This window comes from Campylobacter sp. IFREMER_LSEM_CL2256 (assembly GCF_025771645.1).
Classification (GTDB): Bacteria; Campylobacterota; Campylobacteria; order Campylobacterales; family Campylobacteraceae; genus Campylobacter_D.
In genome coordinates this window covers 92,154-105,992 of the sequence record NZ_JAKMQQ010000003.1, presented here as the reverse complement: position 1 = coordinate 105,992, position 13,839 = coordinate 92,154, and the positions used below count along the sequence as shown (strand labels likewise).

Annotated in this window: 12 protein-coding genes; 10 read left to right on the top strand and 2 right to left on the bottom strand. The window is 28.2% G+C overall.

Annotated features, from left to right (window positions below):
- Positions 1–50 precede the first annotated feature (50 nt).
- Both L8U00_RS02480 and L8U00_RS02475 read right to left on the bottom strand, forming a co-directional pair.
- Complete coding sequence (locus L8U00_RS02480) at positions 51–1,340, bottom strand: sensor histidine kinase (protein ID WP_263708408.1); 1,290 nt, start codon at positions 1,338–1,340, stop codon at positions 51–53.
- Positions 1,334–1,993 (bottom strand): response regulator transcription factor, encoded by a 660-nt coding sequence (locus tag L8U00_RS02475; RefSeq protein WP_263708407.1) that lies wholly within the window; start codon positions 1,991–1,993, stop codon positions 1,334–1,336. Before L8U00_RS02475 ends, L8U00_RS02480 begins: the two co-directional genes overlap by 7 nt.
- Positions 1,994–2,078: 85 nt before the next feature.
- Here L8U00_RS02475 and L8U00_RS02470 point away from each other — a divergent pair, with 85 nt between their 5' ends.
- The 10 genes from L8U00_RS02470 (at position 2,079) to hypF (ending at position 13,802) form a co-directional block, all read left to right on the top strand.
- Positions 2,079–3,062, top strand: coding sequence for a substrate-binding domain-containing protein (locus tag L8U00_RS02470; RefSeq protein ID WP_263708406.1), 984 nt, complete (start codon positions 2,079–2,081; stop codon positions 3,060–3,062).
- Between the two features lie 14 nt (positions 3,063–3,076).
- Positions 3,077–3,991, top strand: coding sequence for a phosphate ABC transporter permease subunit PstC (gene pstC, locus L8U00_RS02465; protein ID WP_263708405.1), 915 nt, complete (start codon positions 3,077–3,079; stop codon positions 3,989–3,991).
- Positions 3,988–5,076, top strand: coding sequence for a phosphate ABC transporter permease PstA (gene pstA / locus L8U00_RS02460; protein ID WP_263708404.1), 1,089 nt, complete (start codon positions 3,988–3,990; stop codon positions 5,074–5,076). The genes pstC and pstA overlap by 4 nt, the downstream gene beginning before the upstream one ends.
- Positions 5,073–5,813, top strand: coding sequence for a phosphate ABC transporter ATP-binding protein PstB (pstB, locus tag L8U00_RS02455; RefSeq protein ID WP_263708403.1), 741 nt, complete (start codon positions 5,073–5,075; stop codon positions 5,811–5,813). Before pstA ends, pstB begins: the two co-directional genes overlap by 4 nt.
- A 59-nt stretch (positions 5,814–5,872) precedes the next feature.
- On the top strand, positions 5,873–7,069 hold the full coding sequence (locus L8U00_RS02450; protein WP_263708402.1) for a DUF2920 family protein: 1,197 nt from the start codon (positions 5,873–5,875) through the stop codon (positions 7,067–7,069).
- A gap of 79 nt (positions 7,070–7,148) precedes the next feature.
- A complete protein-coding gene (locus L8U00_RS02445; protein ID WP_263708401.1) occupies positions 7,149–8,465 on the top strand; it encodes an MATE family efflux transporter in 1,317 nt (438 codons plus the stop codon).
- Entirely contained in the window at positions 8,441–9,106 is a 666-nt protein-coding gene (locus tag L8U00_RS02440; protein ID WP_263708400.1) for a M48 family metallopeptidase, read from the top strand. Before L8U00_RS02445 ends, L8U00_RS02440 begins: the two co-directional genes overlap by 25 nt.
- 73 nt (positions 9,107–9,179) lie before the next feature.
- On the top strand, positions 9,180–10,007 hold the full coding sequence (gene pepE, locus L8U00_RS02435) for a dipeptidase PepE (RefSeq protein ID WP_263663294.1): 828 nt from the start codon (positions 9,180–9,182) through the stop codon (positions 10,005–10,007).
- 101 nt (positions 10,008–10,108) lie between these two features.
- Positions 10,109–11,623: a hypothetical protein gene (locus L8U00_RS02430; RefSeq protein WP_263708399.1), complete on the top strand. Its 1,515-nt coding sequence runs from the start codon at positions 10,109–10,111 to the stop codon at positions 11,621–11,623.
- Positions 11,604–13,802, top strand: a complete 2,199-nt coding sequence (gene hypF / locus L8U00_RS02425) for a carbamoyltransferase HypF (RefSeq protein WP_263708398.1) — start codon at positions 11,604–11,606, stop codon at positions 13,800–13,802. The genes L8U00_RS02430 and hypF overlap by 20 nt, the downstream gene beginning before the upstream one ends.
- Positions 13,803–13,839 lie beyond the last annotated feature (37 nt).

Sequence of the window (13,839 nt, the reverse complement as noted above, 5' to 3'; positions counted from 1 at the left end):
ATATTAGTTAGAACTACATTAAAAATACATTAATAAGCGTATTCATAAAATTATAAATTAATACTAAAAGAAAAAACACTACCTTTTTGCGGGTTAGATTGAATTTTTAAAGAACTTTTGTGTAAAGTGAGTATTTTTTTAACTAAAAACAATCCTAGTCCAAAAGAGTTGTTGTGTGTTGAGTTTGCTTTGTAGAATTTTTTTGTTATAAATTTAAGGTGTTTTTCTTCTATGCCTATACCTTGGTCTATGATAGTAAAATTTTGATTTTTTATGATGATTAGTACCTCTTTTTTACTGTATTTTAGAGCATTATCTATTAGATTAATGATAACTTGTTCTATGAGAAATTTATCCGCTATGATAAAGCTTGTTTGGCCTTGAATTTTCAACCTATCATCTCTAAAACTTTCTAATAAATTTTTACTTAAAGCATATAGGTCAAATTTTTCTAAATTTAAAGAATTAAAATTAAGATTAAAAACAAAATTGAGTTTATGTGTTAGTTGGTTGATTTTTATGCTTTGTTTGTGAATTTTTTCAAGTAAAAATAATTTCATATTTTCATCATTGGTTTCTTTTAAAGATTGCAAGCTCAAATCTATAACGCTTATAGGATTTTTAAGCTCATGTGATATAGCGCTGATTACATTGCTTAGTTGGGTGTTTTTGGTTTGAATTTTCTTAGCTTGTTTTTTGTTTTTTAATTCTTGTTTGATGAGTAATTTTTTAATTTTCAATAAGCGTAAATTTAAATTTTTTAATTCATAAACAAAATTATATTTTAAAATGAAATTAGTATTTGATTTTATACTTTTAACAAACAATAATAATTCTTGAAAATAATTTTTGAAAAAATTAAATACAACAAAATAAAACACAACAAGTACAAGTAAAAAGAAAGAAAAAATAATAATATTTTTAATCCAAAAATTTTGTATCAAAGAATGTATTTTAGGATATACGATGATGATGTATTGATAGTTTTTATAAGCATAAGCTTTAAAATAAATTTCTTTTTGCTTATAAAAATCATGGGTAAAATTAGACTCAAAGTGATTTAAAAAATAAGAATAATCTTTTAATGATGAAAAAATATCATCATTTTGTTTAATGATAAAATCTGCTCTGGTATTTTGAGCAAATTGCTTGATGTTATTGGAATTTAGTGTATCTAATAACTGAAATTGTAAAATATCATTGAGTGTTTTTAGTTTTTGCTCATAAGTATTTTTTACCGTAGTATTGATATAGCTTTCATTGAAAAAATAAAACAATATAAAAAAAGCAATACAAAAAAATCCAAGTGTAAAAAGAAAAAATGTTTTTATTTTTAACACAATTTATAACCCACCGAGCGCACTGAAATGATATTTTCTTTAATTTGTGGAATTTTTTGTTTTAATCTTAAAATAGCTGTATTGATTGTCTTATCGCTTGTTGTGTCATTTTTCCATACTTGCTCACTTAAAAATTGACGACTTAGAAGTTGATTTTTGTGATTAAAAAAACACTTGAGTAATTCCACATCTAGGGTTGATAAATTTTCAAATGTATTTGTTTGATAAATTAATTTTCTGTCTTCTATATATAAGGTAAAATCTTGATAAGAAATTTGTTCTTTTGGAGTTTTATTTCTTTTAGTTACAGCTTTGATTCTAAATAAAAGTTCATTAAAATCAAAGGGTTTGCATATATAATCATCACAGCCTTGCTCAAAACCTTCTAAAATATCTTTTTGTAAAGTCTTTGCACTAAGAAAAATCACAGGCTCCATATAGCCTTTTTTTCTTAAATGTTTTATCATCTCTACACTATCGCCACTTGGTAAATTTCTATCCATGATGATTAAGTCTATTTCATTTGTATCTAGAAAGGTTTCTAAGTCAAAAAAATCAAAATAACTATAAATTTTTATATTTTCTTGGCTAAGTCTTAGTGTGATTAATTCGTTTAAGTCTTTATCATCTTCTATCAAAATAATATTTAACATATAAAAATTATATCAAAAAATACATGTATCCAAAATGTTTCCAAGTTTTTTTAAATTTTCATTACTTTTTAACTAAGGAGAAAAAATGAAAAAACTTTTAGCTTTAAGTATGGCTTGCTTTGTTAGTTTAGAAGCAGTAGAATTAAAAATAGCAGGTTCATCTACTGTCTATCCTTTTACTTCTTTTGTTGCTGAAGAATATGCTGTTATAAAAAATACAAAAACACCTATAGTTGAAAGTCTTGGCACAGGCGGTGGTTTTAAAGTGTTTTGCGAGGGTATTACTGATATTTCTAATGCTTCAAGAGCAATTAAGCCAAGTGAATTTGAAACTTGTAAAAAATCAGGTGTGAGTGATATAGTCGGTATTATGATAGGTTATGATGGCATAGTTTTAGCTCAAAATAAAATCAATGCCCCGTTAAATATAAGCTTACATGAGTTATTTTTAGCTTTGGCTAAAGAAATTCCGCAAGATGGAAAATTAATCCCAAATCCTTATACAAATTGGCAACAAATCAATAAAAATTTACCAAATAGAAAAATTACAATCTATGGTCCCCCATCAAGTTCAGGAACAAGAGATAGTATAGAAGAGCTTGTAATGGTAGATATTTCTAAAAAAATTCCTGAATACAAAGGTGCATATAAAACTATACGCCAAGATGGAGCATTTATACCAAGTGGTGAAAACGATAATTTAATTGTTTCAAAACTTTCTGTTGATAAAGAAGCTTTTGGGCTTTTTGGATACGGATTTTTAGCTAGCAATAATGATAAGATTAATGCTGCTTACGTTGATGGTGTAAAAGCTGATGAGAAGAATATATCTGAGGGAAAATATAAATTAGCTCGTTCTTTATTTATATATATGAATGCTAAGAAAAATCCAGAAGTATTTGAATTTGCAAAAATTTATATGAGCGATGATTTAGCTAAGAGTGGGGCAGAATTAGAAAAAATAGGATTAGTTCCTTTGGATGAAAAAACTTTAAAACAAACCCAAAAACATATAGAAGAAAAAGGTTTATTGACTGATGAGCTTGTTAAAGCAGGGAAAGTTTTTTGATTTAGGATGAAAAATTGATAAAAGAAAAAATAATAAAATTAACGCTTTTTCTTTGTGCTTTTGTTAGCGTAGTAGTAAGCTTTGCTATTATGCTAACGATTTTAATCGAGGCGTTAAAATTTTTTCAAAAAGAAAGCGTATTTACTTTTTTATTCTCAAGTCAGTGGGCAGCAGATGCTGCATTTGTAGGTGCTGATGGAAGTAGCAAGCATGGTGTTTTTGGTGCTTTAAGTTTATTTTGGGGAACTTTTTATATTTCATTAATAGCAATGCTAACAGCCTTACCTTTAGGTGTAATGTGTGCTATTTATCTTGGAGTATTTGCGGGTAAAAAATCTAAAAAATATTTAAAACCTATTTTAGAAACCATAGCAGGAATTCCTACTGTAGTTTTTGGATTTTTCGCAGCTATAGTTGTAGCTCCATTTATAGTATGGTTTTTTTCTCTCTTTGGCATAGAAGCTAGTTTTCAAAGCGCCATAGGTGCAGGTTTTATCATGGGTATTATGATAGTTCCTATAGTGGCTTCACTCTCACAAGATTGCATTGAAGCTGTAAGTTTAAAAAGGATAAACGGAGCTTATGCTTTAGGTATGACTAAAAAAGAAGTCGTTTTTGCAGTAATTTTACCAGAAGCAATGCCAGGTATAGTTGCAGCTTGTCTTTTAGGACTTTCAAGAGCTTTAGGTGAAACAATGATTGTTGTTATGGCTGCTTCATTGCGTCCAAATTTAACAATGAATTTTTTAGAAGATATGACAACAGTAACTGTAAAAATAGTAGAAGCATTAAGTGGCGATCAAGCTTTTGACAGCTCTTTGGCTTTAAGTGCATTTTCTTTAGGGCTTGTGCTTTTTATTATTACATTAATCATTAATATTTTTAGCGTTTATTTGATAAATCGCTTCCATAAAAGGAAAAATTTATGAAAAGACTTTTTAAACAAAGAAAAAAAGCTTCAAAAAATTTCAAAAGATTCTGTAAAATAGGGCTTTATATAAACCTTATTTTTCTTTGTATTTTTTTATCAAGTGTAGGGTATCTTGGGATAGGAGCTTTTAAGCAAACTTACATTTATGCCCATGCTGATAGAAATAGCCCTTCGTATGAGCTTTTATCGCGCGCTGAGCAAAGGAAAATAAGAACAGGTCAAATCAAAGAAAAATCTTGGCTTTTAGCAAATTCTGAAGTTGATCAATATATGAAAAAAAATTACAATAAACTAAGCGATGAACAAAAAAAATTAGTTGATGAATTAGTTCAAAAGCAAGAAATCAAACTAAGTTTTAACACAAATTTTTTCCTTAATGGAGACTCTAAATCACCTGAAAATTCAGGAATCTTTGCTTCTGTGGTTGGAACTTTGCTTGTAATGTTAGTATGTATGGTTGTAAGTATCCCAATAGGAGTTGGAGCGGCTATTTATTTAGAAGAATTTGCTCCGCAAAATGTATTTACGCATTTTATAGAAGTATGTATAAATAATTTAGCTAGCATTCCTAGTATTTTATTTGGACTTTTAGGTCTTGGAGTGTTTATTAATCTTTTTGGCATGCCTCGTTCTAGTGCTTTAGTTGGGGGATTAACTTTGGCTATTATGAGTTTGCCTATTATTATTGTTTCAACTAAAGCTGCCTTAAAAAGTGTGGATATTAATATGAAAAATGCAGCATATGCTTTAGGCATGACTAAAATTCAAATGATAAAAGGTATTATGCTACCTTTGGCAATGCCTATGATTTTAACGGGTTCTATTTTAACTCTAGCAGGGGCTATTGGCGAAACCGCACCTTTGATGATTATAGGTATGATAGCTTTCATACCTGATGTAGCAAATAGTGTTTTTGCGCCAACAAGTGTTTTACCTGCTCAAATTTTTTCATGGTCAGCTATGCCAGAGCGTGCATTTTTAGAAAGAACAGCAGCAGGGATTATAGTGCTTTTATCTCTTTTAGTGATTTTAAATTTAGCAGCAATACTTTTAAGAAGATATTTTCAAGGAAAATTAAAATGATAGCAAAAACAACAAATCTAAATTTATTTTATGGTAAAAAACAAGCTTTATTTGATATTAATATGGAAATTCAAAAAAATAAAATCACAGCTTTAATAGGTGCTTCAGGCTGTGGAAAATCCACATTTTTGCGTTGTTTTAATAGGATGAATGACAAAATAGCAAAAATCGATGGTCTTGTTGAGATTGATGGAAAAGATGTTAAAAATCAAGATTTAGTCGTGCTTAGAAAAAAAGTTGGAATGGTATTTCAACAACCTAATGTTTTTGTAAAAAGCATTTATGATAATATTTCTTATGCTCCAAAACTCCATGGGATGATCAAAAACAAAGATGAAGAAGATGCTTTGGTGGAAGATTGTCTTAAAAAAGTAGGGCTTTTTGAGGAGGTTAAAGATAAACTAAAACAAAATGCTCTAGCACTTTCAGGTGGTCAGCAACAACGCCTTTGTATTGCAAGAGCTTTGGCTATAAAGCCAAAATTATTACTTTTAGATGAACCAACTTCTGCACTTGATCCTATATCTTCAAGCGTTATAGAAGAGCTTATTAAGGAATTAAGTCATAATCTTTCCATGATCATGGTAACACATAATATGCAACAAGCTAAGCGCGTGGCTGATTATACTGCGTTTTTTCATTTAGGAGAACTTGTAGAATTTGGAGAGAGTAAGGAATTTTTTGAAAATCCTAAAGAAGAAAAAACAAAATCTTATTTAAACGGAGCTTTTGGGTAATTTTTATTTATTTAGAAATTTTGATGATATAATTAATCAAAATTTCTAAAAGGCTTAACATGCTTAAAAATGAAACTTATTTCATAGACTCTTGTGATGATGTAGAATTAAATATAAAAAGAGAAAGTAAATTAGAATATAGAGTTACCTATGATGATAGTAAACAAATAAAAGCTATTGTTTGCATTATTTCTGGATTTGGAGATGATGCAAATAGTGATTATAGAAGACATTTAGCTGAAGCTATTTGTAGTAATTTTGATGTAATTGTACTTAGTGTTGAGTATCACTGTATTGGTTCAAGATTAAATAATGGTGCAAAAATAGTATTTGATAATATAGATGAATTTATACTAGAGCATTCATGTAAAGCTTTTGGTATAAAATGGAAAGATTTTACCTATGATGATTTAAAATATATAGACCAGCAGATGATTGAATTAAAATCAACAAATAAAATTCACAATCAAAGTAAAATTCAACTTAGCGCCACTTTAAAACCAACTAAAAATGAGTATCAAAATTTTGGCATCATGCAAGCAATAGATATATCTAATGCTATATTACATGTGGAAAAAAATATGGGGGGGGGTGTACCAGTAATTTTAATTGGTAGTTCTCATGGGGGATATTTAGCAAATTTATGTGCCAAAATAAGCCCTTGGGTTGTAGATGCCATAATAGATAATTCCTCATACGCTCTAGCACCTCTTTCATATTTGGGTTTTGCTAAAGAAATCGATTATACCAAGAACTGCGAATTTTATATAAAATATTCTGAAAATATTGATTTGTTTTTATTTACTAAAAGTTTTTGGACGTCTAATCAATACTCTCCTTGTTATTTTTCTAATGCAAGAAAAAATATTAGAGATATTTTAAATTATGAACATTTAAAACTTCAATCAAGTTATAAAAAAATTCCTTATATTAGTTATCATAGTATATATGATACTATAGCTCCATTTAAAGATAAGAAAGAGTTATATGGGTTTTTAAATCAATTAGGATTTAATGCTTGCTTATATGAAATTAATTGTGAAAAACAAATAGATGGTAGGTTGATTAAAAATTTAAATCACGGATTAGGAATGTCAATAAAAACTTTAGTCAAAAAACACTTACCACAAATTCTACAAGAACCTTTAAAAGATAAAACTTGTAAAAAAGAAATCTCATATAAGTGTGATGATTTAATATATACTTTTAAAGAGGAAAATGAACAGATTGTTTTAAGTATAGTAAATTCAAATTAATATTATTTATTTTATAAAAAGTAATTTTTAAGTAAAATTACTTTTTACTTTCAAAAGATTATTATCAAAAAGAGTATTTATGGCAAGCAAACAACTTTCACTTAAACATCTTAGTATGCCTATATTGCTTGAAATGTTTTTAAGATATTTTTCTTTGATTATCAACACTGTGATGGTTTCACAGTATTCTAACTTTTTAGTTGGGGCTATGGGTGCGGGTAATCAAGTAGCAGATTTATTTATCATTATTTTTAGTTTTTTAAGTGTGGGTTGTAGTGTAGTGATCGCTCAAGCTTTAGGAGCTAAGGATTACACTCTAGCAAGAAAGGCAATTCATCAAAGTCTATTTTTAAATGCCTTGCTTGGTTTTGTGTGTGGAAGTTTGATTTTATGGCATGGAGAGTTTTTGCTCTATCTTTTGCAAATTCCAAATGAGCTTTTAAAAGATAGTGCGATTTACTTGCATATGCTTGGAATTTGTTTGTTTTTTGATGCTATGGGTATAGTTTTAGCTGCTATTATTAGGGTGTATAATATGGCTTATTGGGTTATGTTTACTACCTTATTGATGAATATTGTGATATTTATAGGAAATTTTTATGTATTACATTTTACTAAGCTAGAGCTTTTTGGGGTAGGGCTTAGTAATATACTTGGGCGTTTGGTAGCCTTTAGCATGCTTGTAGCAATACTTAGTTTTAAACTCAAAATTCATCTTAAAATCAAAGAGATGATAAGCCTTGAAAAAGCTGTGCTTAAAAAGATTTTTAATATCGGTGGTTTTGCAGCAGGAGAGCATTTGATATGGTTTATACAATACACCATAGCTTTTGCTTTTGTAGCAAGTTTAGGTAAAGAAAACTTAAGTGTTCAAACGATTTATTTTCAAATTTCTTTGCTTATCATGCTAGTAGGGCAAGCCATAAGCGTGGCAAATGAAATTATCATAGGTAAATTAGTCGGCGCAAAATACTTAAATGTAGCCTATAAACATACTTGGATAGCTTTATATTTTAGCGTGATAGCAAGTGCTTTTGTAGCTTTACTTAATTATGTTTTGCAAGATTTTACCATGGGTGTGGTAAAGCTTGAAGAAAGTTTAAAAGAACTTATGATACCACTTTTTACTCTTTCAATTTTCTTAGAAATCTCAAGAACTTTTAATATAGTCATGGTGAATTCGCTAAGAGCAAGTGGTGATGCGAGATTTCCGTTTTTAAGTGGAGTGGTGTTTATGCTTGGGGTTTCTTTACCGGTTGGTTATGTGCTTTGTTTTTATGCTGGACTTGGAATTTTTGGAGTTTGGATAGGTTTTTGTGCAGATGAGTTTTTACGCGGTATTGTAAATTCATATAGATGGAAAAGTAAAAAATGGCAAGGCAAAGCACTAGTATAAAAGGAATTTTAGAATTTAAAGAATTTCGTTTTGCTTTTGAAAAGAAAAAACTTAAATATCTAAGACTTAGGATAGATAGGGATTTAAATTTCAAACTTAGCATACCGCTATATTATGAGCAAAGAGATGTTTTAAGATTTTTAGAAAAAAATGAAAGTTGGATTAGAGCCAAAGAAAAAGAACTTTCTTTAAAAAGAGTAGTTTTAGCAAGTGATGAGTTGTATTTTTTAGGTAAAAAATACAAGTTAGTTTTTAATGAAAATCATAAAAAAGTTCTCATAAAAAAAGATAAAATCTTTGCAAAAAATCAAAAAGCCTTAGAACTTTTTTTAAGGCGTAGCGCTAGGGTGATTTTTGAATATCTTATAAAAAAATGGCAATTTGTCTGCAAGAGAAAAGTGCAAAGAATTTGCATTAAAGAAATGATTTCAAGATGGGGTTCTTGCAATCATCAAAAAGCATATATAAACTTAAATTTAAAACTCATGCAAAAACCTATAAAAGCTATAGAATATGTGATTTTACATGAACTTACACATTTAATCTACTCACATCATCAAAAAGAATTTTATGATTTTTTACATAAATTAATGCCTGATTACAAGACAAGAGAGGTTTATCTAAAAAGTCTTATTTTTTAACAAAAATTTATTTTAATTTAAAAAATCATTTATTAAAATAAATTGTTTTTAAATATCTTTTAAAGGAAAAACAATGAAAAGAAGAAATTTGTTAAAAGTAGGTGCTCTTGGTTTAGCTGCTATGCTTTTTAGCGGGGTTGCATTAAATGCAAAGTCAAACGATTTAGTTAATTTTCCAAAAGATAAGCAAAAAGCTTTATTGCTCTCAAGTTCAGGATATAAAGACACTGGGTATTTAAACCATGCTTTACCTTGGCTTAAAGAATTTGTTGAAAAAAATAATTTAAAAGGCAAAAAAGTAGCATTTATACCTTATGCAGGTGTTAGAAAAACTTATGAACAGTATGAAGCACAAGTTGCTAAAGCTTTAGAGAGTTTAGGACTTCAAATAATTAGTGTACATAGAGGCAATGCTGTTGATATTGTTAAAAGTGCTGATGCGATTTTTGTAGGGGGCGGAAATACCTTTGAACTTGTAAATCAACTTTACAATAATAACCTAGTAGAACTCATTGCAAAAAGAGTAAGCGAGGGTATACCTTATGTTGGCTGGTCAGCAGGCTCAAATGTAGCAGGTGCAACTATGATGACAACTAATGATATGCCTATAGTTGAACCAAAATCATTCAACACTTTTAATATCTTCCCTCATCAAATCAATCCACATTTTATCTCAGGTAAGCCAGTAGGACATAATGGTGAAAGTCGTGAAGAAAGACTTGAAGAGTTTTTGATTGTTAATCCTAAAGTAGTTGTTTATGCTTTACCTGAAGGTGTTGCATTATTACTTGATGGCAAAAAAGCAAAAGTTTTAGGTATGGATAAAAATGCTCCACTTTTAAAACTTGAAAACAAAAAAGAAATTCAAAAAATCGCTATTGGTTCCGAATTTAACTACTAAAATGATAAGCTATCTATATTTTAGATAGCTTGTTTAAGCTTTCCTTAGAATTAAAATTGTTATATTTATGCTTTAAAAATTTAATTTTAAGGTTTTTTAACTTGCTTTTAGAAATTACTTTTGATTATAAATCTAAAAACGATATTTTTGAGTATTTGTTAGCTTATTATGCTAAAGATTATGTGTATAATTATGAGCAAAAAGATGAAAAAATCATTATTAAAGTTAAAGGCGAAAAAGATGAAATTCAAGCCTTTTGTTCTAATTTAGAAAATATCAGCCACAGTGTTTTTTTAAACAAATTTGACTTAAAAGTTATAGAAGAAGATTTTACACCTATAAAAAAAGAAAAAAACTTCACTAAAAGAAGTTTTTTAACAAGACTTAATGCAAATGCTTATACCCAAGGCGAGCTTTTAGAAAATGAATGGGGTATTTTTGTAGAAGAAGAGTTTAAGATAGAAGAAGATTTTATAAAAATCACTAAAGAAAATTTCTGCGATAATTTAAAAAAAGCCTTAGAAAAATTAAAAAATAAAGAAAAAATATACTTTAAAAATTCAAAAGGGATTTATGCTTTTGAAATTTTTGATGAAAAATTAGATGATTTTTTAATGCCAAGTGATCCAAAACATATCAATGCATTTTTTTCTTGTAATAACGAGCAGTTTAAAATCTTAGCAGGGGTTGAAAAACCTCTAATGAAACTTAAATTTAATGCTATTTTTAGACAAAATCATCAATTAAATCATGAGTATTTTAAAATAAAAATATACGATAATCTTTTCTTGCTTGCCTTATGTTTTGAGCTTGAAAGAGAAGGAATTAAGTTTTTAAATTTTAAAAAATTAGAACATTTTGAGGATGATTTTGAAGTAGCTTTAATCGAAAATGAGTTAGTGATTTGTAGGGGTTATGATTATATTTTACCTGAGTTTAAAAATTTGATTTTTCAAAAAGAAGATAAAAATTTTGCAAGAATTTCTTGTATATTGTCTGATTTTAAAGACAAAAAGTCTTTGCTTTTAGAACTTAGTAAAAGAAATGATGATATTATTTTACTTGATAAAGAAATCAATCTTTTAAAACTAAATTTACCAAAAAGCTTTGATGAGTTTTATGAAACTATAAGTCAAGATGATGTTGCTAAGAGATTACTAGCTAATTATGAAAAAGAATTTACTCTAGTGCGAAAAGAACTTAATATGGCTAATAATTTTTTTAATCTTTTTGGCATGGTAGGGATGATTTTAGAGCTTGGTGAAGATGTGCAAAGTGCCGCATTAGCGCTTTTGGCTTTAGCGGATGAGAGTAAAATGGCAAAAGGTGTTAGGATAGACTTTAAACTTAATGAGCAAAAAGAATTTGATTATACTAAGACCTTAAGAAGCGTGATGAGTTTTAAGCTTGCTGGAGTAGAAAATCAAATCATAGCCTTAGGCGTTGTTGAGAGTTTGGCGTATTTTTTAAGAGATTTATTTGATGATTTAAAGGCTAAAGAGCAAGTTGATTGTGCCGTGCTTAGTGGAAGTTTGTTTGAGCACAAAAGCCTTAGTAAAAATGTATTTAAACACATACCATTTTTTAAGTTAAGCGATGTCCCGCTTTGGATATGAAATTTATATTAAAGGGCTAGTGCAAGGCGTTGGCTTTCGTCCTTTTGTTTTTAATATAGCCAAAGAGCTTAATTTAAAAGGTGAAGTTTATAATAATAGCTTAGGCGTTGTTATAATCCTTGAGTGTAGTAATGATGAATTAGAAATTTTTAAAGAAAAACTTTTTGCTAATTTACCACCTTTAGCTAGGATAGATGATTTTAATTTTTCTTATAAAAAACTTCAAAAAACTTATAATGAATTTAGTATAAGTACTTCACAAGATAGTGAAAAATTTAGTCCGATTTTAAGTGATTTTGCTCTTTGTGAGGATTGCTATAATGAATTTTATGATGAGAAAAATCCACGTTTTAAATACCCTTTCATCACTTGCACAAATTGTGGGCCAAGATTTTCTATTATAAAAAAACTTCCATATGATAGAGTTAATACGACTATGGATGAGTTTAAAATGTGTTCTTTTTGTCAAAGCGAGTATGAAGATCCTACCAATCGTCGCTTTCATGCTCAACCACTTTCATGCCCAAAATGTAAAATTACTATTTTTTTAAAAGATAAAAGTCAAAATATTTTAGCCAAAGATGAAAAAGCTTTTATCTTACTTGCAAAGCTTTTAGAAGAAGGTAAAATCATAGCTTTTAAAGGTATGGGTGGATTTCATTTAATTTGTGATAGCACAAATGAAAATGCTATAAATGAACTTAGAATACGCAAAAATCGCCCTAAAAAGCCTTTTGCTATTATGGTAAAAGATCTTAAAATGGCTCAAGAATTAGCTTTTATTAATGAAGCTGAGGCAAAACTTTTAACTTCAAATTTAAAACCCATAGTTATTTTAAATAGCAAAAATATCCATAAAAGCTTAGTACCAGATACCAATAAAATAGGTATTATGTTAGCTTATATGGGAACACATTTAATGCTTTTTGAATATTTTAAAAAACCTATCATTGCAACAAGTGCTAATCTAAGTTCGCAAAGCATTATTTATGAAGAAACAAAACTTTTGGAGCAACTTAGTGATGTGTTTGATTTTTATCTTGATTATGATAGAGCAATACACAATTCAAGCGATGATAGCATTGCTCAAGTTATTGGTAAAGAAGTAATGTTTTTAAGGACTTCAAGGGGTCTTAACCCACTTTATATCAATACAGCAGATATTTTTAATGCAAAAGAAAATATTCTAGCTCTAGGAAGTGAGTTAAAAAACGAATTTGCTTGTTTTTTTAAAAATCAAATTTTCATTTCTCCTTATATAGGCGATATGAAAAGTTTAGACATACAAGAGAGATTTTTTAAAATTTTAACTTTCTTTCAAAACTCTTATAAACTAAATTTTGATCAGATTTTAAGCGATAAACACCCACAATTTAACTATGTAAAAGAATTTAAAGATTATAAAAATTTTCGCGTGCAACATCACTATGCACATTTGTGTGCTTGTTTATTTGAACACAAAATTTACAAAAATGATGTTTTAGCTTTTGTTTTTGATGGAACAGGTTATGGAGATGATGGAAAAATTTGGGGTGGTGAGATTTTTAGAGCGAATTTAAAAAACTATGAAAGGTTAAATCATTTTAAAAATTTCAAACTAATTAATGCAGATATTAAAAATATCACAAATTTAGCTTTAGCTTTGATTTTTGATTTTAATTTGGAAAACAAAGCTAGCGAGTTTTTAGCTAAATTTTCTCAAGTAAAATTAAACAATCTTAAAAAAATTCACACTCAAAGCTCTTTATATACGAGTTCTCTTGGTAGGATTATTGATGCTTTTGGCGCTTTTGCTTTTGATATACAAAAGCTTGATTATGAAGCACAAATTGGACTTTTGATGGAAAAATACTATGATAAAAATCTTGATTATAGTTACAAATTTGATATCCAAGAAAAAGAAATTTGCTTTAAAAATGCTTTTTTACAAGCTTTAGAAGATAAAGATAAGGTTAAAATTAGCACAGGTTTGCTTAATGGCATTGCAAATTTAATTATAGAATATTCAAAAGATTTTAAAGAAGAAGTGCTTTTGTGTGGTGGGGTATTTCAAAATAAAACCTTACTTGAAATTTTAGATCGAAAAAAATTCACTTATAAAACTTCTTTACAATTTCCTTGCAATGATAGCTCTATTGCACTTGGGCAGCTTGTGCATTATTTATCTTTAAAAACTTAATAAAACTCATATTTTTTTAATACTTTTTTATATACAA

What these genes read in the sequence shown, in the direction of transcription:
- L8U00_RS02470 (WP_263708406.1), top strand. Translation starts at nt 2,079, where the DNA reads ATGAAAAAACTTTTAGCTTTAAGTATGGCTTGCTTTGTTAGTTTAGAA.
- hypF (WP_263708398.1), top strand. Translation starts at nt 11,604, where the DNA reads ATGTCCCGCTTTGGATATGAAATTTATATTAAAGGGCTAGTGCAAGGC.
- pepE (WP_263663294.1), top strand. Translation starts at nt 9,180, where the DNA reads ATGAAAAGAAGAAATTTGTTAAAAGTAGGTGCTCTTGGTTTAGCTGCT.
- L8U00_RS02440 (WP_263708400.1), top strand. Translation starts at nt 8,441, where the DNA reads ATGGCAAGGCAAAGCACTAGTATAAAAGGAATTTTAGAATTTAAAGAA.
- pstA (WP_263708404.1), top strand. Translation starts at nt 3,988, where the DNA reads ATGAAAAGACTTTTTAAACAAAGAAAAAAAGCTTCAAAAAATTTCAAA.
- L8U00_RS02475 (WP_263708407.1), bottom strand. Translation starts at nt 1,993, where the DNA reads ATGTTAAATATTATTTTGATAGAAGATGATAAAGACTTAAACGAATTA.
- L8U00_RS02450 (WP_263708402.1), top strand. Translation starts at nt 5,873, where the DNA reads ATGCTTAAAAATGAAACTTATTTCATAGACTCTTGTGATGATGTAGAA.
- pstB (WP_263708403.1), top strand. Translation starts at nt 5,073, where the DNA reads ATGATAGCAAAAACAACAAATCTAAATTTATTTTATGGTAAAAAACAA.
- L8U00_RS02445 (WP_263708401.1), top strand. Translation starts at nt 7,149, where the DNA reads ATGGCAAGCAAACAACTTTCACTTAAACATCTTAGTATGCCTATATTG.